Annotated in this window: 18 protein-coding genes; 8 read left to right on the top strand and 10 right to left on the bottom strand. The window is 60.9% G+C overall.

Annotated elements, in window-relative coordinates; translation table 11 throughout:
• Window positions 1–170 precede the first annotated feature (170 nt).
• The gene (locus tag SIC17_RS12675; protein ID WP_412545591.1) at window positions 171–1,070 is read left to right on the top strand and encodes an SIMPL domain-containing protein; all 900 of its coding nucleotides are present in this window, start codon (window positions 171–173) and stop codon (window positions 1,068–1,070) included.
• Window positions 1,071–1,074: 4 nt separating this feature from the next.
• On the opposite strand, the gene SIC17_RS12670 is transcribed toward SIC17_RS12675, so the two are convergent.
• Window positions 1,075–1,962: a S1/P1 nuclease gene (locus tag SIC17_RS12670; RefSeq protein WP_412545590.1), complete on the bottom strand. Its 888-nt coding sequence runs from the start codon at window positions 1,960–1,962 to the stop codon at window positions 1,075–1,077.
• Window positions 1,963–2,187: 225 nt separating this feature from the next.
• On the opposite strand from SIC17_RS12670, the gene SIC17_RS12665 reads away from it, so the two are divergent.
• The 4 genes from SIC17_RS12665 to SIC17_RS12650 are packed head-to-tail and all read left to right on the top strand — an operon-like array spanning window position 2,188 to window position 6,943.
• Window positions 2,188–2,745: a TetR/AcrR family transcriptional regulator gene (locus tag SIC17_RS12665; protein WP_412545589.1), complete on the top strand. Its 558-nt coding sequence runs from the start codon at window positions 2,188–2,190 to the stop codon at window positions 2,743–2,745.
• Window positions 2,742–3,818, top strand: a complete 1,077-nt coding sequence (locus tag SIC17_RS12660) for an efflux RND transporter periplasmic adaptor subunit (RefSeq protein WP_291892467.1) — start codon at window positions 2,742–2,744, stop codon at window positions 3,816–3,818. The genes SIC17_RS12665 and SIC17_RS12660 overlap by 4 nt, the downstream gene beginning before the upstream one ends.
• A gap of 10 nt (window positions 3,819–3,828) precedes the next feature.
• Entirely contained in the window at window positions 3,829–6,105 is a 2,277-nt protein-coding gene (locus SIC17_RS12655; protein ID WP_412545588.1) for an efflux RND transporter permease subunit, read from the top strand.
• The gene (locus tag SIC17_RS12650; RefSeq protein ID WP_412546929.1) at window positions 6,035–6,943 is read left to right on the top strand and encodes an efflux RND transporter permease subunit; all 909 of its coding nucleotides are present in this window, start codon (window positions 6,035–6,037) and stop codon (window positions 6,941–6,943) included. Before SIC17_RS12655 ends, SIC17_RS12650 begins: the two co-directional genes overlap by 71 nt.
• Window positions 6,944–6,978: 35 nt before the next feature.
• Here the strand turns inward: SIC17_RS12650 and SIC17_RS12645 are convergent, their stop codons facing one another.
• Window positions 6,979–7,593 carry a hypothetical protein gene (locus tag SIC17_RS12645; RefSeq protein WP_412545587.1) on the bottom strand — a complete coding sequence of 205 codons (615 nt, stop codon included), beginning with the start codon at window positions 7,591–7,593 and terminating at the stop codon, window positions 6,979–6,981.
• 208 nt (window positions 7,594–7,801) lie between these two features.
• On the opposite strand from SIC17_RS12645, the gene SIC17_RS12640 reads away from it, so the two are divergent.
• Together SIC17_RS12640 and SIC17_RS12635 are read left to right on the top strand one after the other, a co-directional pair.
• Window positions 7,802–8,980 (top strand): alpha-hydroxy acid oxidase, encoded by a 1,179-nt coding sequence (locus SIC17_RS12640; RefSeq protein WP_412545586.1) that lies wholly within the window; start codon window positions 7,802–7,804, stop codon window positions 8,978–8,980.
• A 12-nt stretch (window positions 8,981–8,992) separates the two neighbouring features.
• Window positions 8,993–10,543 (top strand): acetolactate synthase large subunit, encoded by a 1,551-nt coding sequence (locus SIC17_RS12635; protein WP_412545585.1) that lies wholly within the window; start codon window positions 8,993–8,995, stop codon window positions 10,541–10,543.
• On the opposite strand, the gene SIC17_RS12630 is transcribed toward SIC17_RS12635, so the two are convergent.
• The 6 genes from SIC17_RS12630 to SIC17_RS12605 all read right to left on the bottom strand — a co-directional run bounded on the left by SIC17_RS12630 (window position 10,540) and on the right by SIC17_RS12605 (window position 16,701).
• On the bottom strand, window positions 10,540–12,378 hold the full coding sequence (locus SIC17_RS12630; RefSeq protein WP_412545584.1) for an ATP-binding protein: 1,839 nt from the start codon (window positions 12,376–12,378) through the stop codon (window positions 10,540–10,542). The genes SIC17_RS12635 and SIC17_RS12630 overlap by 4 nt on opposite strands.
• Window positions 12,379–12,406: 28 nt before the next feature.
• Complete coding sequence (locus SIC17_RS12625; RefSeq protein ID WP_291892459.1) at window positions 12,407–12,712, bottom strand: STAS domain-containing protein; 306 nt, start codon at window positions 12,710–12,712, stop codon at window positions 12,407–12,409.
• Between the two features lie 88 nt (window positions 12,713–12,800).
• Complete coding sequence (locus tag SIC17_RS12620) at window positions 12,801–13,898, bottom strand: hypothetical protein (protein ID WP_412545583.1); 1,098 nt, start codon at window positions 13,896–13,898, stop codon at window positions 12,801–12,803.
• A 123-nt stretch (window positions 13,899–14,021) separates the two neighbouring features.
• Complete coding sequence (locus tag SIC17_RS12615; RefSeq protein ID WP_291892456.1) at window positions 14,022–14,204, bottom strand: hypothetical protein; 183 nt, start codon at window positions 14,202–14,204, stop codon at window positions 14,022–14,024.
• Between the two features lie 345 nt (window positions 14,205–14,549).
• A complete protein-coding gene (locus tag SIC17_RS12610) occupies window positions 14,550–15,416 on the bottom strand; it encodes a DUF1295 domain-containing protein (RefSeq protein ID WP_412545582.1) in 867 nt (288 codons plus the stop codon).
• 253 nt (window positions 15,417–15,669) lie between these two features.
• Complete coding sequence (locus SIC17_RS12605) at window positions 15,670–16,701, bottom strand: S41 family peptidase (RefSeq protein WP_412545581.1); 1,032 nt, start codon at window positions 16,699–16,701, stop codon at window positions 15,670–15,672.
• Between the two features lie 295 nt (window positions 16,702–16,996).
• Between SIC17_RS12605 and SIC17_RS12600 the strand changes: the two genes are divergently transcribed.
• Window positions 16,997–17,983 carry a helix-turn-helix domain-containing protein gene (locus SIC17_RS12600; RefSeq protein WP_291892451.1) on the top strand — a complete coding sequence of 329 codons (987 nt, stop codon included), beginning with the start codon at window positions 16,997–16,999 and terminating at the stop codon, window positions 17,981–17,983.
• Between the two features lie 79 nt (window positions 17,984–18,062).
• Here SIC17_RS12600 and SIC17_RS12595 read toward each other — a convergent pair whose 3' ends face one another.
• Together SIC17_RS12595 and SIC17_RS12590 are read right to left on the bottom strand one after the other, a co-directional pair.
• Entirely contained in the window at window positions 18,063–19,472 is a 1,410-nt protein-coding gene (locus SIC17_RS12595; protein ID WP_291892449.1) for an ATP-binding protein, read from the bottom strand.
• Between the two features lie 242 nt (window positions 19,473–19,714).
• The gene (locus SIC17_RS12590; RefSeq protein WP_291892448.1) at window positions 19,715–20,425 is read right to left on the bottom strand and encodes a SapC family protein; all 711 of its coding nucleotides are present in this window, start codon (window positions 20,423–20,425) and stop codon (window positions 19,715–19,717) included.
• Between the last annotated feature and the right edge of the window lie 172 nt (window positions 20,426–20,597).

The following is a 20,597-nucleotide window of genomic DNA, read 5'->3' as shown; positions in this document are numbered from 1 at the left end:
GGTTTACTCACCCCGATGTTAACCATTGATGCGCCAGACAGACAAGGCATATGGAGCGAGGAAGACTATTAAATTTCGCGCCACCCGCGAGCCGTTGCCAAGATGTAACAACTTGCGGCGACAGCTTTTGGGTGCATAGCTTGGCGGGTCCGGTTTAAGGGGGAAATCCGATGAATTTCATGCAGGCCCTGGCGCTTTCCGGCGCCGCCTTCTGCCTCACGGCTTGCCAGTTCGAGACCACATCGGACCCGAGCGCTCCGATCTGGGCACGTGAACAATCCATCGAGGCGATCGGCCGGGCGAGCATTGAAGTCCTGCCAAATCGCGCAGAGTTCGGCGTCTCCTACCGGGCCCAGGCTGCCACCGCTGCGGAAGCGAACGCACTTGCGATTACTCGTGCCAATTTGGCGGTGGAAGCCATGCGTGAGATCGGTGAAGACGCGGTGCGCATTACCACGTCCATCGATGTAGAGCCGTTCTATGAGCAGGTTCGGATCCAGGTGTCCGAGTTCGAAGAGGCCGTGGAGGAGAACATCCATCCAAATGCGCTCATCGGTTACGTCGCGATAGCCAGTATCGATGTGGAAAGCTCGGACCTTGAAGGGGTCGCGACCTTGCGCGGCGCAGCACTCGCATTGGGGCCATCGGAAGCAGGCAGCGTCCGCTTCTTCCTGGACGCCGGAGTAGAGCTGCAGCGAACCGTCTTTGCTGCCGCTGTTGCTGACGCACAGGCCCGCGCAGAGATCGTTGCACAAACCAGCGGGGATCAACTCGGCAGCCTCCTGGTCCTGCGTGAAGGAACGCAATCCTGCCTGGGACAGGTTTACGGCGCTCCGGGACAGGATGCTTTGAGAAGCGATGCGTCGGACCGCATCGTTGTTACCGGCAGTAGAATTCGTCGCACGGCATATGAGGCAGTCAGCGAACTCGACCTGACCGACAGCAGCTTGGCGACGGGTTCAATCAGCGTAGACAATATTGTCGAAGCCGCAGAAGCGTTCACAGTCGCATCGGACTTTGATCCGCACCGCATGACGGCGCGCGTCTGCGCCATCTACGCCGTCGAATAGTGCCCTAGTCGAGCGCCGTCTCGAAACCGCCGACACCCTCAGCCGGGCTGTCGAGCAGGCCGTTAAGCACGCCCGCCAGGCGAACGCTAGCGAGCTTGAGCTGTTGGCGGGAGATGCGCAGGCCGCGCTCGTAGTAGGCATCACCCGGCTCAATCGTGTTCTCGGCATTGGCCCAGTAGTAGGCAAAATCGCGGGAACGCACGATATTGTGGCTCTCCTGCGCCCAGGCGATCGGATCGACCGTGGTGTAGATTTCCGAACCGGTCAGTGGGATTTCCGCGGCCAGCTCGTCAGCAAAGTAATTCACCCGTTCCGACGCCGGCGCCCAGGGCCAGGTTTCGCCCATATAGTCCAGGATGATCTCGCTGTCCCAGACCCGGTGGAGATTGGTGTGACGCTCACCACGCCAGATCACCGGGATATCATTGCCGCCACGATCGCCATTGATGGAGACATGCAGGGGCTGGTGGATATCGCCGATCCAGTGGGCAAGGAATTTCAGCGCCTCAAGGCGCTCCTCATCCGAATTGTCCTCATCGACCAGCTCGCGGGCATGTAGTTCGATGGCAGAGGTGATGCAGCCATTGAAGGCACAGTCTTCCGCATCAACGATCGGGTCGTCGCGTTCCTGCCCCGTATAGTGGAAGGGCGCCGTGCGCAGATGTGTGGAGCTGCGGACCTGGTCTGCCCAGCTGCAGACATCACGGAAGTGATCAAACTGCGGGTCCAGCGCGATCAGACGATCGACCTCGGCGCGCGCTTGCGGCTGCAGGAAGCGATAGGCCATGTCACAGACCAGACGATGCCCATCACGGCCGTAAGCCATGGCCGGAGCGGTCGGGGCCAGGTTCGCGACGACACCGGCAGAAAGCAAAACGCGAAAAAAGGACATGGCAGATCTCGTCTGAAAGGGGCTCGCAATGCCCCTCTCCCTAGGCCGTCACGCCGCGCGCCTCCACCAACCGGGATTTGTGTCAGCCCACTGAATTCGCGCTGAAATTGAAAATCGCATGAATTCTCCGTGAAATGACGCCAATCCAGCCACTGTACCGTCTGGACGGTCTTGACTGTACCGTCTGGACGGTTTATGTGCATTGCAACAACAATGAGTAAGCTGATGCCACCGACCGAAAACAAGCCGAATACACGTGAAGCCATTCTCGACGCCGCCGAAACGGTGGTGGGCCGTGATGGCTCATCCAGACTGACCATCGACGCTGTTGTGGTGGAAAGCGGCTATTCCAAGGGCGGTGTGCTCTATCACTTCCCGAACAAGACCGCCCTGCTGGCGGCAATGGTCGATCGCATGGTGGAAGGCATAACTGTCAAGATCGATGGCGCCCGCAGCGAGGCCGAGGACCAGGCCGCACCGATCCTGCCGGCGATCATCTCGGCGATGGTTCACCATCGCAAGCCGGACACCAATGTCAGCTCTGCCCTCCTGGCCGCCTCGGCAGAACAACCAGAACTCCTCGACAGCGCCCGTGACTATATCGAGAAGATTGTCGCTGACGCCGTCTCGCCCGCCCCCGACCCGATCCTGGGCCTCATCGCCTTCCTGGCGATGGACGGCCTGCACTTTTCCGACCTGCTCGGACTTCACTATGTCGACGACGCCCAGCGTGAAGCCGTCCAGTCCCGACTTATCCAGATGATGACGGAGATGTATGCGTGACCTCCCCCCGCACGACGCTGATATCCCTGCTCGCGCCGCTTGCCCTGCTGGCGGCCTGCTCCCAACCTGTGGAAACCGAAGAGGCTCCGGCACGCCGGGTTCTCGTGCAGACGGTTGAGACCACCAGCCCGCAAAGCCGGTTCGAATTCGTCGGACGCGTCGAAGCGCGCATCTCGGTCGATATCGCCTTCCAGGTCGGCGGCCAACTGGCTGAACTGCCCCTCGCCGAAGGCCAGCAAATCGCAGCGGGCGACCTCATCGCCCAGCTGGACCTGGAGGATTTCCGCCGCGCCGAGCGCGAGGCGCGAGTCCAGCTGCAACAAGCTCGCACGGACCTGGAACGTCAGCAGACACTGCACGAGCGCGGCATCGCTTCACAGGCAGCACTCGACAGTGCCCAGACCCAATATGATCTGCGCTCGGTGGCGCTGGAAACCGCCAGCCGCAATCTCGAATACGCTACGCTGACCGCGCCGTTTGACGGGCTTGTCAGCCGTCGCCTGGTCGATACCTTCACCGTCGTTTCTCCCGGGCAGCCGGTGGCGCGCATCCAGGATGTTTCGGAACTACGTCTCAACATCCCCGTCTCCGAAGACATGGTCGCCACGCTGAATGCGGACGACGTGATCTCTGTCCGCGCGGCTTTCCCCTTCCTGCCGGACCAGACCTTCCCGCTGGAGTTTCGCGAAATGGTGGCCGAGCCAGACAATGCGTCCCAGACGTATCACGCCATCCTGGCGCTGCCGGCCAATCTGCCTGCCAATATCCTGCCGGGTATGACCGCAACCGTGTGGGCCGAGTTTGACCGTGACAATGGCGGCGAAGCCGAGATTCTCGTGCCCATCCGCGCCATCGGCTACGCCCCGGACGGCTCGCCATTCGTTTGGGTATTTGCCGAGGATCACGTCGAACGTCGTGCTGTTGAAACCAACGGCGTGCACGGTGACAGCGTGACCATCCTGGCCGGGCTGTCCGAAGGCGAGCAGATCGTCACGGCGGGCGTCAATGCGCTGGTGGAAGGCATGACCGTCCGTCCGATCGATGACCAGGCCCGTTTCGGCCGCACGCAATAAGAGCGACATCATGAGCGAGAACACGTCCGCCATGTCCCTGGCGCGCCTCTCCATCGAGAAACCGGTCCTGACCTGGATCGTCATTCTCTTCTGTGTGCTGGGTGGCATGCACGGCTTTTTCAATGTCGGCCGCCTGGAGGATCCGGCCTTCACGATCAAACAGGCCATCGTCTTCACGCCCTATCCCGGCGCCAATGCGCAGGAGGTCGAACAGGAAGTCACCGAACGCCTGGAAATCGCCATCCAGCAATTGGCCGAAGTCTCCGAGATCCACTCGGAGAGCTCGCCCGGCATGTCGGAAATCCAGATTACAATCGACGATACGATCGACAGTGCCGACCTGCCGGACGTGTGGACCAAGCTGCGGGCCCGTATCCGCGACACCGTACCCATGCTGCCACCAGGCGCTGCCAACCCGCGTGTCTATGATGATTTCGGCGACACTTACGGCATTTTCTACGCTGTTACGGCTGAGGGTTTTTCCGACGACATGATCCGGGAAATCGCGCGCACACTACGACGCGAAATGCTGGTGGTGGACGGAGTTGCCAAGGTCTCGGTCGACGGCGAGCCGGATGAACGCATCTATATCGACATCCCCCAGGACAATCTGGCCCAGCTCGGCCTGTCCTATGAGAGCTTGCTGCAGGCTATCGGTCGCGAGAACACCGTAGTCGTCTCCGGGTCAACGCCGCTGGGCGGTCGGTATATCCGGCTGGACATCCCGCAGACCCTGTCCGGTGTGGATGCGATCAACAATATCCTGATCACGCCCGGCAATACATCGGAGACGATCCGCCTGTCCGACATCGCGACGATCACCCGTTCCAGCCAGGACCGTCCTGACAATATCATCTACCACAACAATACCCGCGCCTTTACACTGGGTATCGCCGGCCAGACCACCGCCAATATCGTGGATGTCGGCAATGCGGTGGAAGCGCGCCTCGCCGAGCTGGAAGCCGATCTGCCGCTGGGTATCGAGCTGCACCCGATCTATCAGCAGCACCTCGTTGTCGACAACGCGATCAATGACTTCCTGGTCAATCTGTTGATGTCGGTCGCTATCGTGGTCGGCGTGCTGTGTATCTTCATGGGCTGGCGCGCGGGCCTGACCGTAGGCACGGTGCTTTTCCTGACGGTCGCCGGCACGCTTTTCTTCATGAACATGATGTCGCTGGAGATGGAACGCATCTCCCTGGGCGCGCTGATCATTGCCATGGGCATGCTGGTCGATAACGCCATCGTGGTGACCGAGGGCATGCTGACGGGGGTGTTACGGGGCAAACCTCGCCTCGCAGCGGCCGAAGATGCCGTGAAGTCGACGCAATGGCCGCTGCTGGGCGCCACCGTCATCGGCATCATGGCCTTCGCCGGCATTGGCCTCTCCCCGGATTCCACCGGCGAGTTTCTCTTCTCGCTCTTCGCCGTCATCGCCATTTCCCTGCTGCTCAGCTGGGTACTCGCCGTCACCGTTGTGCCCATGGTCGGCTTCCATCTGTTTGAAAGCCAGCGCCAGCAGGCGCTTGCCAAGGCAGCAGAAGACCAGGACGAGGCCTCGGTCTATGCCGGGGGCATGTACACCTTCTATCGCGGCCTGCTCAGTCAGGCGCTGCAGCGACGCTGGGTGGTCCTGGGCAGTCTGCTGATCGTCACCCTGGCCTGTTATGTCGGGTTTGGCTCGGTGCGAAATTCCTTCTTCCCGGAAACCAATGCGCCGATGTTCTTCGTCAATATCGAGCACCCCGAAGGCGCCGACATCCTGACCGTCGACCAGACCATCCGCGAAGTCGGCAGCTTCATTGCCGAACAGCCGGAAACCGAACAGTTTGACAGTTTTGTCGGTGCTGGCGCCACGCGTTTCATGCTGACCTACAACGCGGAACAACCCAGCGCGTCCTATGGCCAGATCATCGTGCAAACGGCCGACCTGGACAGCATCCCGCCACTGGCCGAGCGTATCCTTACGCACGTGCGGGACACTTATCCCGACGTCTCCATCAGGGCCGACCGGATTGTCTTTGGACCGCCCGGCGGCGCCAAGCTGGAAGCCCGTTTCTCCGGTCCGGACGCCAATGTTTTGCGCGCCCTTTCCGAGGAAGCTATGGCGCGCCTGCATGCCGAGGGTGATGTTCTCGATATCCGCACCAACTGGCGCAATCGCACGACGACCTTCCGGCCCCAGGTGATCGAGGGAACGCGCCCGCACAGCCGGCATCACCCGCGAAAACATCGCCAACGCCCTGGTATTCGCGACCGATGGCGCCCAGGTCGGCGTCTTCCGTGAAGGTGAGGACCTGATCCCGATCATCGCCCGCGCACCGCTCAATGAGCGTGCCGATGTGGATGATCTCTTCGACCGTCTGGTCTGGAGCTCCTCGCAACAGACCTATGTGCCGATGAACCAGGTCGTCTCGCGTTTCGATCTCGTGGCCGAGGACGCCCTCATCCAGCGCCGTGACCGGGTCCGCACCATTTCTGTCCGCGCCAACCCGCACCCGCATGAGACGGCCATGGAAGGTTTCGCCCGCTTCCGCCCGATCATCGAGGCGATGGACATCCCGCCTGGCTATTCACTGGAATGGGGCGGCGAATACGAGAGTTCCGCGCAAGCGAACGAATCCCTGGGCGGCACCCTGCCGTTCACCCTGGTGGTGATGCTGACCATTTCCTTCATGCTCTTCGCCAAGGTGCGTCAGCCACTGATCATCTGGTCCATCGTGCCCATGTCTGTGAACGGCGTGGTCATCGGCCTGCTGCTGACCAATGTCGCTTTCAGCTTCACGGCCTTGCTGGGCCTGCTGTCGCTGTCCGGCATGCTGATCAAGAATGCCATTGTGCTCGTGGATGAAATCGATGCCCGTATCCGCGAGGGCGCGGTGCCGGTCGACGCTGTGCGCGACGGCTCAGTCAGCCGCTTGCGCCCGGTCCTGCTGGCCGCTTCAACCACCATCCTGGGCATGACACCGCTGTTGTTCGACGCCTTCTTCCAGGCCATGGCGGTGACCATTATCGGCGGCCTCGCCTTCGCGACGATCCTGACCATGATCGCCGTCCCGACGATCTATGCGCTGTTTTTCGGGGTCCGGGCGGAGCGACCGGTGGAAGCGGTGGAGGCTGAATAGTTTCAGCCTCCGCTCGAACGAATGTTTCCCCGGGACTACCGGGCCGTCCTGCGAGCGTCGAGAATCTCGTCGAGGCTTGATTGCTGCTCATTGCCGAAAAAGATTGTTTCGTCGGTCGCACAATTCCAGTCGACCGCAAATTCCTCGGCAATCTGCTGCGCCCGCTGCAGCGGTGTGTCCAGCAATTCGCCGTCCAGATCGGCGACCAGGCACGCCACCTCAGGCTGGTCCGGGTCAAACGCGATAACTTGAAAGGAGGAGACCTCCACCCCCCGATTACAATCGAACATCCCGGTCCTGTGAACCGTGGCTCGCACCTCGCCGCCCGAGTAGTACCAGTGGCGCGGAGGTTTCATGTAGAATTGGAACACTTCACAGGAATCGCCCGCGCCTGTCGGTGACACAGTACCTCTGACCCGATCGCTCGTTCGCCCGGATGGTGATGTGTAAAGATACCAGTTCACATGCTCATTCGAGATTTCGCGAAGACGCCATCGGTCTTCGGCGGCATAGCTCCAGACATCAATCCAGTCACCCGCGTATCGACCAACATCGCGCCCCTCTTCCCAACCGACACGGGATGGCTCTGATTCAACCCAGCCCTGCTCGATACCCGCCCGCCCACAGAGCGATGATTGACGCAAACACACTTACAAACATGATTTCCCCCCGGATCCGTCAGGTCGTCGACCGGCTTCCCCTGCCAGTTCAACGACCGAACGCCAGCGTTAGAACAGAACTCAAACCGACTGACAACGATGTCTTCACCACGAATGCCCATGGTCGATAGCCCTCTGTCCAAGCGAGGCAACACGCTTCGTGGTCAAATCGGCCTGTGAACGCCCGAGGACTCAGTGCTTGACCCGCACCCTTCCACGGGCGAACTTCACCGCCATGGGGTCCCTCTCTTCTGCTCACAATATCAGCGATTTGCGAGAGCTGGCGCGCAAGCGACTGCCGCGCATGGTGTTCGACTATATTGATGGCGGAGCGGATGACGAGGTCACGCTGCGGGACAATCCCGGGCGCTATGCCGACTACAAGCTGAATTTCAAGACGCTGGTCGATGTCTCCGAGATCGACATGCGCACCTCGGTGATGGGCGCTGACAGCGCGGCCCCCATCGTGGTGACACCGACGGCCGCCCAGCGCCTCTTCCATCCCAAGGGCGGTGAGAGCGCGGTTGCGCGCGCCGCCCGGAAAGCCGGGCTGATCTACTGCCTCTCCACCCTCGGCTCGACCACGATCGAACGCGTGGCCGAGCTGACCGACGGGCCGAAATGGTTCCAGGTCTATGTCTGGAAGGACCGGGCCATCGTGGAAAAGGCCCTCGAGCGTGCCCGGGCCGCGGGTTTTACCGGCGTTATCCTGACGGTCGATGTCCCGGTGGCTGGCAATCGCGAACGCGATCATGTCAACGCTTTCACCATCCCGCCAAAGATCAATGCCAGGACGGTCAGCCAGGTGCTCGCCCGGCCGGGCTATCTGACGGACATGCTGACCTCGCCCGAGATCGCCGCTGCCAACTGGGCCGACATGGACACCGGCGGCATGGGGATTATCGAATTCCTGAACTCCCAGTTCGACCGCACGGTCACCTGGGAGGACGCCCGATGGATGAAAGAGGTCTGGGGCGGACCGTTCGCCATCAAGGGCATATGCCGCGCCGATGATGCACGCCGTTGTCTGGACGCTGGCGCCGATGCGGTCTGGATCTCCAATCACGGTGGACGCCAGCTGGACACCTCGCCCGCAACCATCGACACGCTGCCGGAGATCGTCGCGGCTGTTCGCGGCCAGGCGGACATCATTCTGGATGGCGGCGTGCGGCGCGGGACGGATATGATCAAGGCAATCGCCCTGGGCGCCACAGCGGTGGCGGTCGGGCGGCCCTATCTCTACGGGCTCGGCGCGGCCGGTGAAGCCGGCGTCACCCGTGCGCTGGACTTCCTGATGACCAGCCTGGAACGCGACATGGCCTTGACCGGCGTCGCCAAACTCTCAGATCTCACACCAGACTTTATCCGCCGCCCGTAAAGGAGCGCTCCGATGTTTGCAGCCGAAAGCCTTGTGCGCACCCTGATCAACCAGGGCGTCGATACCTGTTTCACCAATCCGGGCACCTCGGAAATGCACATGGTGGCAGCGCTGGATCGTGTGGACGGCATGAAGTCTGTCCTGTGTCTTTTTGAAGGCGTGGCGACGGGTGCCGCAGACGGTTATGCGCGCATGTCGGGAAGACCCGCGGCGACTCTGCTGCATCTCGGACCGGGCGCAGCCAACGGCCTGGCCAATCTGCACAATGCTCGCCGTGCACACGCGCCAGTGGTGAATATCGTCGGGGATCATGCCCAGTATCACCTGGAACATGATGCGCCGCTGACCAGTGATATCGACGGGGTTGTCGCCCCCATGTCGCGCTGGGTCGGGCAGGTCACCTCTCCTGGCGAACTGTCCACCCTGGCCGTGGAGGCCGTGCGCCAGTCCTATGGCCCCGAGCCCGGAGTAGCCAGCCTCGTCCTGCCGGCAGATTGCGCCTGGTCGGATGCAGAACCGGACGTCATCGAGAGCCAGGAGATGCCCGGGCTTCAGCCCGTGGACGCGATCCTCATCGATGCGGCCGAGGAGGCGCTCAAGAATGCCGAGAACCCGCACATCCTGCTCGGCTCCAACGCCTGTCTGGATGACGGGTTGGAGGCCGCCGGACGCCTGGCCGAAGCCACCGGCGCCAAACTCTTCATGGATACATTCATAGCCCGCATCGCGCGCGGCCACGGCCGGATTGCGCCAAAACGCCTGAGTTATCTCGGTGCCGAGGCGATGGAGGAACTCAAAGACGCCGACCTGTTGATCGTCGCCGGCACCAAGGCCCCTGTCGCCTTTTTCGCTTATCCAGGCGAGCGCAGCGAGTTTGCGCCGGAAGGCGTTCCGGTCGTTCCGCTCGGTGGCCCTGAGGGTGACACCGTCGCAGCGCTCTCAGCACTCGCGGATCGTTTCGGCGCGCCAGCCCGCCCGGTTGTTCCGAAGAAGGCGCAGGCCCCCAAACTCTTCCCGGAAGCCGAACTCAACCCGGGATTTGTCGGTATCTCGCTGATGCGCCACATGCCCGAGGACAGCGTGATCTGTGATGATGCCACCACCTCGGGCATGGGTATCTTTCCCTGGCTGACCTCCGGCCCACGCCATGACTGGCTATGCCTCACGGGCGGATCACTGGGCTCCGGCATGCCCCAGGCCGTGGGCGCAGCTCTCGCCTGCCCGGATCAGCAGATCTTCGCCCTCTGCGGAGATGGTGCCGCCGCCTACACATTGCAGGCCCTGTGGACCCAGGCCCGCGAAAACCTCAACGTCATCAATGTCGTCTTCGCCAACCACTCCTACCTGGTGCTGAATTTCGAGTTGGCACGTGTCGGCGCCGGCGAACCGGGACCCGCGGCCCAGCAAATGCTGTCGCTGGACAATCCGAAAATGGACTGGGTGAAGATCTCCGAAGGCTTTGGCGTTCCCGCTCAAACCGCCCGGACGGCCGGCGAGTTTGATGAAGCCCTGGTGCGCGCCCTCAAGGCCGGCGGCCCTCAGACCATCGTGGCGGAAATCTAGCCGGCCGCGGCGGCCGTCCGCCTGACAGTCTCGTCCTCGACCATGCGGCGGAAAACCTGACACAGGCCGTCAATACCAACCGGCTTTGCGAGATAGTCAGAGAAACCGGCTGCCCGCAGCTGCTGTTCGTGCTCGTCGGACGCCAGCGCGGTTACGGCCACGATGCGGGTATGGGCGCAGGACGGGACTTCGTGGATGCATTTCATGGCGGTGACCCCGTCCATCTCTGGCATCTGGATGTCCATCAGGATCATGTCGAACGCATTGAGCGAAGCCATGTTGATGGCCTCCCGGCCGCCTGAAGCGACCTCGATGACCATGTCGTCGGCCTCAACCGCATTCTGGACCATGGCGCGCAACACCAGCTGATTGGTCGCCACATCATCGACCAGCAAGAGGCGGAACCCCTCCCGGATAACAACCGGAGTTTCCTCGCTCGGCGTGCCGGCGAGCTCGGTCACTGCGGCGGGGCGGTTCTGCAGGGAGACCTTGAAACTCGTCCCCTGGCCGATGGCGCTGCGCAGATGGATTTTTCCACCCATCGCATTGACCAGCTTGTCGCAAATCGCCAGGCCCAGCCCGGTACCGCCGTACTGGCGCTTGATGGATGTGTCGACCTGGCTGAACGCCTCGAAAATCCGCGCCTGTTTGTCTGAGGGAATACCAACACCGGTATCCTCGACATCAAGCCAGGTTTCGATATGACCATCCGCCATCTCGCGCTGGTCGACAGCGAATGTAATGGACCCGCGATGGGTGAATTTCAGCGCGTTGGACAACAGGTTATTGAGTACCTGACGCAGGCGCACGACATCGCCCCTTAGAACGGGGTATTCAATCCGCTCGACATCCAGCACGAATTTCAGCCCCTTCTCCTCCGCCTGGGTCCGCCACGGCTCGCAGGTAGCCTTGAGCAAATCGGACAGGTTGAAGCTGCGCTCCTCGAACCGCAGCCCACCTGCTTCGATCTCCGACAGGTCGAGCACGTCATTGAGCAATTCCAGCAGGTTCTCGCCTGACGCATTGACCAGTTCGAGGCGTTTGCGGGCCTCGCTGTCCGGCGCGCCTTCATGCAGCATGACACGCGTCATGCCCAGAACGCCATTGAGTGGCGTGCGGATCTCGTGACCCATATTGGCGAGGAATTCCGACTTGGCACGGTTCGCCGCCTCGGCCCGGTCCAGCGCCTCCTGAAGCGCTTCGTTCTTCTCTTCCAACGCCCGGGCACTTTCTGTAGAGGATTGGCGGATCAGGGAGCCGAAAAACACGATCCAGACGCTGGCCATGATCGCGGCGATCACCAGTGCCGGCAGCATGAAACTGGCATCATATTGCAGCTCTGTACCGCGGAATTCCGCACCCCATTTCAGGACAAGCCCGTAGAATATCCCGACCGGCAGGATCGCGCCAACGGCGGCACGCCAGCCCCAGGCGATATAAGCGCCCAGCACAATGCCCGGTACGTAGGCGGCAGCCGGCGGGAAACCGCCTCGGTTTCCCCACGCTGTCGCGACAAAAACCAGCATCGTGATCAGGAGGATAAAACCAATGGTCAGATTGGGCCGACGCAGACGAATTCCGGACAAACCAATGATGACTGACAACACACCGGAAGCCAGTCCAAGCTCGGCCATGCCAGGGCGCCCTTGCCCTGTCACCGTTAGAATAATGGAGTTGATGAAGGCCGTGCAGGCAAGCACAAGCGCAAAGGCTGCAGCGATACGGATTCGCCGCGCCAGTTCCGGCGCCTGGCTTGTCTCAACACCTGCAAATCTGTCAACGCCAGTCCAGAACACGTCATCCTCCCGATTGCGCCAAGCAACGTAAATGAACATGCTTAATTTTTAATTCCTGCGGTACGGCCTAGCGCAGCACAGTCACGACCTTGTCGATCTTGGTGACATCAAGAACCTGTTGGACGGAGCCTTGTGCCCCGCGCAGCGCGACTACCTTGTTTTGTTTCTTGGCGCGTTCATGAGCCAGAAGGAGCATGCCCACTCCTGCTGAATCGAGGGCCGCGGTGCCCGCCAGGTCGATCGTGATTCCCTTGCCGTCGAAATTGTCGATGGCCTTGAGAACGCCCTTGAACAGCTCGTGATCATCAAAGCGGAATGTCCCCGTCAGCGCGATCACCAAGGCGTCCGTGGACGGCGTGATAGAAAATTGCATGCTTTACCCTCTCCCGGGTCCGGAACGAATCCCTCAAGGCATGTTTTCAAGCCTGACAGGGCGGAGCAAGGCGCAAATCCTGCCAGAACTACTGCGTCAGGGTCAGCCGGTAACCGTCCTCACTGTTCTCAACCCGCCAGCCGGCGGTTTCCAGTGGGCCAGAAAGCACCTCTGCCGGGTTTTCCAATGACTCCAGCCGAACTCTGTCCATCCACGCGCGAATGGATGCCGGAACGCCCGCTTCATCCATCAGCTCGAAATATTCTCGGGTAGAATAGGATTGCCCCTCATTGGCCAGCCCGCGCCGGATCAGCTCGGCCCAGAAACCAAACAACCCACGGGACATGTCCTCAACATCCACAGCATGCCCAACAACCAGGTTCATCAGCGCTCCGCAGCCGTAATAGGTGTCGTAACGACCACGCGAGAGCGCCTCGACCAAGGGGCCGTTTTCCAGGTCCGAAGCGCACTGATTGAAGGCCAGCGTCATCCGCCCCTCCAGATAGGCCTGGTCAATCAGCCCTTGCTCCAACAACGAAAGCCAGCTCAACAGGTCCGCGCTGCCTTCATGCATCCAGGATTCCAGCACTTCTGAATTGGTGACCACTCCGCCATTCCACAAATGCACCGCTTCATGCACCATCAAACGCGAGACAAACTGGTCAACGCGCCGCATCATGTCCGGATCATCGCTGAACAGTTGGTCTCCGCCGATCTCCACGGCGATCTGGTTGTCCAGCACCCCGGTGCGAAACGCGATGCCACTGCCCACATCCGCACGCTCGACCAGCATCAGGACAGGCGGAGTCTCGAGACGATGCTCGAACGAGCCAGCCAGCGTCTCCAGGGACCCTTCCAGTGCATGTACGATAACTGACGGCATGCGCTCGGGCAGCGTATCGGAGACCACAATGCGCGTGCCGGATCCAACCTCTACAGGCATCGCCCCGTACATGGCATAGGCGCCGAGCAGTTCGTTGAATGCATGTTGATCATCGGGATAGCTTGGCTGACCGTGGACAAGTACCGGTTCGTCGAGATGAGAGATGAAGGCAAACCGGTGGTAGGGTGGCACCGGATCCCCCTCCCCGACTTCCCCGCCACACACCGGTCGAAGCTGTAACTGGCCCGTGTAGATGCCGATGCTGTCACCACCGAGATTGAGGAATGACTGATTGTCATACACCGTGGGATGATCAAGCGAGCTAAAGCGGACTGTCACAGTCTCAACCGGCATTTCCGCGATCAGATAGTCGACATCCTCTACCCGCTCCAGAGTGACACCGGACGTGGCGACCTGCCAGCGCGCCTAACGGTAATCATCCCCTGTACGCATGAAGGCAAACCGGTCAAAATCTCGGTCAAATCGATAGCTGACCTGCCAGTCGTTCAGCGCCAGACGCTCGACTTTAACCGAAATATCGCTCTCGCACTGCGCCCAAACTGCCCCGCTGCTCGCCGCAGCCAGGATTACACCACTCACAAATTTCATGAAGTCCTCCGTCCTGCGAGCGAGCATCGCGAGTCCGGCGGGCAGGTCAACGCGCAGGGGTTCACATTGGTGCGAAGACCACGCTGGAAGTGACGAACGGATGATCCGATCCTGCCCGCCGCAAACACTCTAGCTGAAGGGAACAAGTAGCTTTGAGCACCGCGACGGGCAGGCCGGTTTGCAGAAGATCGTGGAGGCGAACTTCGTGCATCCTTACAGGTTCAGGCGAAGACGATACCGCTGGAACCCGAATTCATTCGATGCATGCGTTGTTACATTATAACATAATGAGAGGCAAGCGCCTCAATACACAAATCCGGATGTCAATGACAACAGGGACGCTGGCTACTTTGCCCCGAACGGGAAAAGCACCGGTGTCTTCTCGCAATAGGCCTGGTAGGCCGGATCTTCGCCCCATTTCTCGCTGGCGCGTTTTTCCAGCAGGGGCACGCCGCTGACGCGATTGAGCAAGAGATAGACAAACAGCGGGGAGATCAGGGCAACCCATTGCCAACCGCTGAGGACCGGAACGGCTATCACAGCCATGCCGAGCCAGAGGACGATCTCACCCACATAGTTGGGATGGCGCGACCAGGACCACAGGCCACCGGTGATGAATTTACCGGCATTTTCCGGGTCCTTGCGGAATGCGCTCTTCTGTGTGTCGGCAATGACTTCGATGCCGAAACCAAGCCCCCAGAGGGCAAGCCCCACAAAGAAAAACGGATCCGGGTCTAGACGCGTCTCGCTGGAAATGATCATCAAGGCGCAGGCCGCGGTCAACGTCACCCACAGCCCCTGCAGGGTCCAGGTGACGAGAAAACGCAGGGGATTGGTCTTGATCTGGTCGAAACGCCGATCATGCCCGTCCTTGCTGATACGCATAAAGAGGAAACTGCCGAGCCGGATGGCCCAGACCGCCACCAGCCCCGCGGCAACGGCCGCACGCAGGTCCAAGGGCTGGGCCAGCACAGCGGCGACCCCGATCACGCTGAGATAGGTGATCGCCCCCGTCAGATCGTAGTAGCGCTCTGTGCGCGCCACTGCCGAGGGGATGAAGACCAGCCAGTTCACGCCAAACGCCACCAGAGCGCAGGCCAGGATCACCGAGTGCCCGAAGACACGCTCATCCCCTTGCCCGGCAAGAAAGGCGACGCCCAGACCGATCGCTGACACGACCAGAACCACGAATGCTGCACGAATAGACTTCATCATAACCTGCCTTGTACTAGGTCTGCGCCACCGCAGATCCAGGGCCCAGATTGCATGCGTGCCGGGACATGAAGCTCCAAAACGAGCGCACCTCGATGTCCCGGGCGCAGACGACCATGCAATGCCAAAGTTTTGGGTTCAAGTCAGCGAGCAATACGAGCAGGCGGCAAGCATCCGCGGTCCAGACATCTAGCCGCGCTTTGCTGTCGATCCTGTTCGCGTACGGGCAGGCTCCGGGCCTGTCCCCGCCACATCAGTGCCGCGCCAGCTCCAGCGCGCGGGCGAGCGCCTGGCCTGCCTCCACCGCTACGTCCGGCTGAACAGGATTGCCCTCGATGCGGCCGCTGGCCAGCGAGTAATAGTCAGCGATCGGGAGGAACAACAGACATCCTCCATCCAGATCAAAGGGTTTCTGGGAGAGCATTTCTCCCGCTGTTGGCTCGCCGACCACCTGAGCTCGTCCAGACGCCTGAAGCGCCTCGACCGCCATTTCAGCGGCACTGGCCGTCGTTTCGCTGGTCAGCACAAAAACCTCGCCGTGATAAACCGTCTCTGCCGGTTCAAACCGGACCCGGATGACAGCCTGGTCGACGATGTCGTTCCAGAACGCTCGGATAGACCATCCTGACCAGGCCTCCAGCGCTGCAAGTTCTTGGCGACCGGGAAGGCGGTCATGCTGATCCGTCCAGCGTCTCGAGATGAAGTAACCCGCGTCCAGAGGCGTATCGATCACTCCGGCGACCGTCGGGCGCATCGCGAGAGCCCCGCCCTCATTACGCCTCAGATCAATAATCAGTGCGTCGGCATCACGTGCCGCAACTTCATCTATTGCAGCCTCGATGGCCGTAATCGTGTCCTGGCCCATCATCGTGTGGATACTCAACACGGCAACATCCTCGTCCCACCGCAGCTGCACCGCGTCGGGTCCGGCATTCATGCTGTCAAAAAAGGCGCTCATCGCCTCTGACGTATTGTCGCTGGCGACCAGATTCACATGGGAGAAGGGCCCATCGCTCCAGATCTCTTGAAACCCTGCCAGGAAGGCTTCCTGGTCGGGCGCCTCATCCGCAACGGCATAGAGCGCGGCAAGCGTGGTGTCATATCGCTCCCCCTCCAGCTCATCGCGATTGAAATGATGCGCCTGCAGAACCGCCTCCATCTGCGCAACGACGGGACGGAAACCGGCCTCGTTCTGGGCCGCTACACCCGCGGGCACAGCAAGCACGCTGGCTGCAGTAGCCAGTGCCAGTGCAGTTGCTGCGCGGCCCTGTCTAATGATCTTCATTCATAACTTCTGGAAGGTGGGAAGTGTTGTTCGACACCCCTGTGCTAGCGCCGTCTCGCTCACACGGTCGACCTGAATCGCGATTTAGAACTTTTGGCGCGCGGGCCTTGCGAAGCGTTCCTCCATAACGCACCCGGAGCTTGCCGGGAGCAGCGGATTGGTCGACCCTGAGCGCTGATCGATCAACTCGTCGGGGCCCGGTCTTGGAAGACGTTTTCCGTACCCTTCAAATCGTGATCATTCTGCAGTCGGCCCGTTCGTCAGCTATCTGGTGCTGAGCGGTCGATTGCGCACCGTGGCCAATCGGTTCCTGTGCCTGGTCATTCTGAGCGCGCACATGGGCATCAACCTTGTTCATGCCGGATGGACGTCCCTGAACCTGTCGAGCCTCGCGATCGCACTGGGATTTTGTTACGGCCCGCTGATCTATCTCTACACACGCAGCCTGTCCCTGGCGGACAGCCGGGCCAGCGCGCCTGACCTGCTCCACGCGCTTGCGCCAGTCATGGCCTTCCTCATCTCCTCAACGGTGGCTGTCAGTATCTTTGTCTTTGCCTTCGGCATCCTGTCGAGCATCGCGATCTACAGCTTCATGACCTGGCGACTGATCACCCGCCTTCATCGCACGCTCGAACAGACGCGCACGGATTTTGAGGACCTCAAACTGACCTGGCTGAGGCGTCTGCTGGCCATTCAGTGCATCATCCTCCTCGTCAACACTGTCAGTTCCGGCCTGGGCGCGGCCGGCAATCACCAGGCCAGCCAGACAGCCGAACTATTCGTCTTTCTGGGACTGGCCGCGATGGTGAACCTGTTCATCCTGCACGGCCTGCAGTATCGGCGCTTGTTTGAGGGCATCAGCGCCGAAGAAATCGAGCTATCCGCTGCCCACTCGCCGGATGCCGATATTTCCATGCGAGAGATGATGTCGCGGATTGATGAACATATGCAATCCAGCCAGGCCTATCTGCGCCCGGGGCTGACGGTCAAACAGCTCGGCCGACAGCTGCTGGTCAATCCGGTGCTTGTCTCCCAGGCCATCAATGCCTGCACCAACAGCAATTTCTCGGACTATGTAAACCGGCTGCGGATCCAGAACGCGATGGGCATGCTGGCTTCAGCGGAGCACGATGGGGAGAGCGTTTTCGACATCATGCTGGCCTCCGGTTTCAACACCAAATCCAACTTCAACAGGGCTTTCAAACAACACGCTGGCGTCACACCCCTCGCCGATCGCAAACAGGCCGGCGACGTCACGCAAGACGCCGCAGATCTGGACTGACCCCGCCCCCGGGGCTGGCAGCGGCACAGAGCCCCAACCGCCTTGGCGCCCGAGACACGTAAGCAGGGTGATACGCGGCTCAGAAGAGCTCGACTTCTCCGGATTGTTTCATGGGAGCAGCGCTGACCAGTGCCGATTCCAGGTCCGCCAGCACCAGCGGCTTGTTGATGAAACCATTCATGCCGGCGTCATAATAGCGCTGAGTGTCCTGACCGATCACATTTGCTGTGATGGCAAAGATTGGCACGGGCGCCTGCTGTGTCCGGTCCTCGTACTCCCGGATGCGGCTGGTCAGCTCGAAACCATCCATTCCGGGCATCTGGATATCTGTCAGCACAAGATCGCAGGGCTCGTTTTCATAGGCATCCGCCAGTGCAAATGCGTCAGCAAAGAGCATGACAGACGCCTGATAACGCTCGAGCATAGCCTTGATGACCATTCGATTGGTGGTCACATCATCGACGACCATGATGCGCAGCCCCTCCGGAACAATCGCCCGGCAGGCAGCCTCCGCCTCGTTCCGGTCGACAGGCTTGTCGACCACCGGCTCGGCGTGCGACGCAGGGATGGACAGATGGAAGGTCGAGCCAACTCCGGGCTCCGAGGTCGCCAGCAGGTCGCCACCGAGCAGATTGGCGAGGCGGCGCGAGATGCTGAGCCCGAGACCGGTTCCGCCATATTCCCGGGCGGTCGAGCTTTCCGCCTGCTTGTACGGCTCGAAAACACGCAGCAGGGTCTTCTCGTCCATACCGAGACCGGTGTCGGTGACACTGAACTGGAGGATCTGACCGTTGGCGCCGACGTTCAGACGACAAGTCAGACGGATACCCCCATCCCGGGTGAACTTGATGGCATTGGACATCAGATTGTTCAGGACCTGGTAGATGCGTGCGGGATCGCCCCGGAAGGTCACATCAGCACCCTCGTGACACTCGACCGACAGTTCGAGCCCTTTCTTCTCCGCCAGCGGCGTGAACAGGCGCTCAACGCTCTCCAGAAGTTCCAGCGGGTCAAAGTCGATACTCTCCACTTCCAGCATGCCGGCTTCGATCTTGGACATGTCCAACACGTCATTGATCACCGAGATCATGGACTCGCCGGCCGCTTTCAATCCGCTCGCCAGTTCCTGCTGTTTGGGATTGAGTTCGGACCGAATGAGCAGTTCGGACAGCCCGATCACGCCCGTCATCGGCGTGCGCAATTCATGGCTCATACTGGCCAGGAAGGATGCGGTATTTCCCTCTGCCACGCGCGCCGCGCGATAGGTCTTTCGCAGCGAGACGAGAAGCCGGGCCAGCAGGACAAATCCCGCCACGAGGACAAGGCCACCGGCCAGCGCCAGCCCCAGATGCCAGGCAACGACCTGCCCGCCCATGAAACCCATGACGGAGGCAGAGACGATCAGGCCGGCCCCGCCCAACACACAAACCATGCCAGCGAGCTCCACGAGCCGCGCTCGGTCCTGTCCGGAATGTTCAGCTTTGCTCACAACGCCTCTCCCTTCGAGCCGGGCTCGCGCGATCCAACAGAGATCCGTGGCGCCAGGGTTGGGCATTCGTATTGATAAATGGTTGTTGTCGATGAAAACGGCGTCGTTGATCGATCCCTCTACGCCCGCGCCGCGGTGGGCGGCCTCGACTGGGCGCGGGTCAATCGAAGTGGCCCTGTCTCCCCCGCCAGGTAACGGGAGGAAGACAGGTCAAACACGTTCCGGCAGGCGGTCAGAAACGCTTACAGGCGGGCATTTCTGCGCCGGATCAGGTTTTGAACCTGACCGAGTGAGGCCGTCATATAATAGGCCGCTCGCAGATGGCCTGCGGCATGAAACTTCGCCAGCGCATCACCGCTGAGGGCCGAGAGTTTTTCGTGGTCAATCGAAAACAGGCCGTCAAACCGGACAGTGGACTTGTCCTTGAACGACACCTGGAGCTGGATCGGATCGAGGAGATCATTCTCGTGACAGGCCGCAACAAAGGCATCTGTTGCGTTCAAATCCTTGATGATCGTCGAAATGACCGCAGTCTTACGCTTCATGTAATCGGCCTGGTTTCCGTCCGCCAGAAACAGGGCCTCGCCCCCCTCCTCGGTCACTCGCGGATCATCCATGTCGATGCGAATTGCGAGCTGTCCGTTCGCGGCGTCACCGGTTTCGACCACGGAAAAGGGCCCGACCTGGGCCTGCAGCGGTTGATAGGGCGCATCCCATTTCGTGCCATCAAGGAAGAGGTTTTCACCCTCGAAAAAGCCGAGGACCGCCGTCATCAGAAACGCACCGGTTTCCTCGTCCCGGCTCAGGAAAACCGGGTAGTTCGCAACCAGGGGCGCCAGCTCTGCAACGGACACCGGCACCATGTGAACATTGCTGCCACAATCATCACCGAACCGGTCGGTCACCCGGACAGCGGAGTGGGTTTCATTGCTCAGGAATTCATAACGGGCCATGTGTGTCTCTCTCGATACGCTACATGTCGCGATTGTGATCAAATTATGCGCGGGCGAAAGCCCTTGCCGCAGTTGATAAGGTCATAGCGCCTCACCGCCCCGCTCCGGAAAAGCAGCCCCCCGCAACGAACTGACCAGCGCCAGGCGACACCGCCGCAGTTCCGCTTGCGTG

Origin of the sequence: Maricaulis sp. MIT060901 (assembly GCF_047123815.1) — a bacterium.
Lineage (GTDB): Bacteria > Pseudomonadota > Alphaproteobacteria > Caulobacterales > Maricaulaceae > Maricaulis.
Note: the sequence above shows the minus strand (reverse complement) of the source record. Positions and strands in the feature narration are given on the sequence as shown.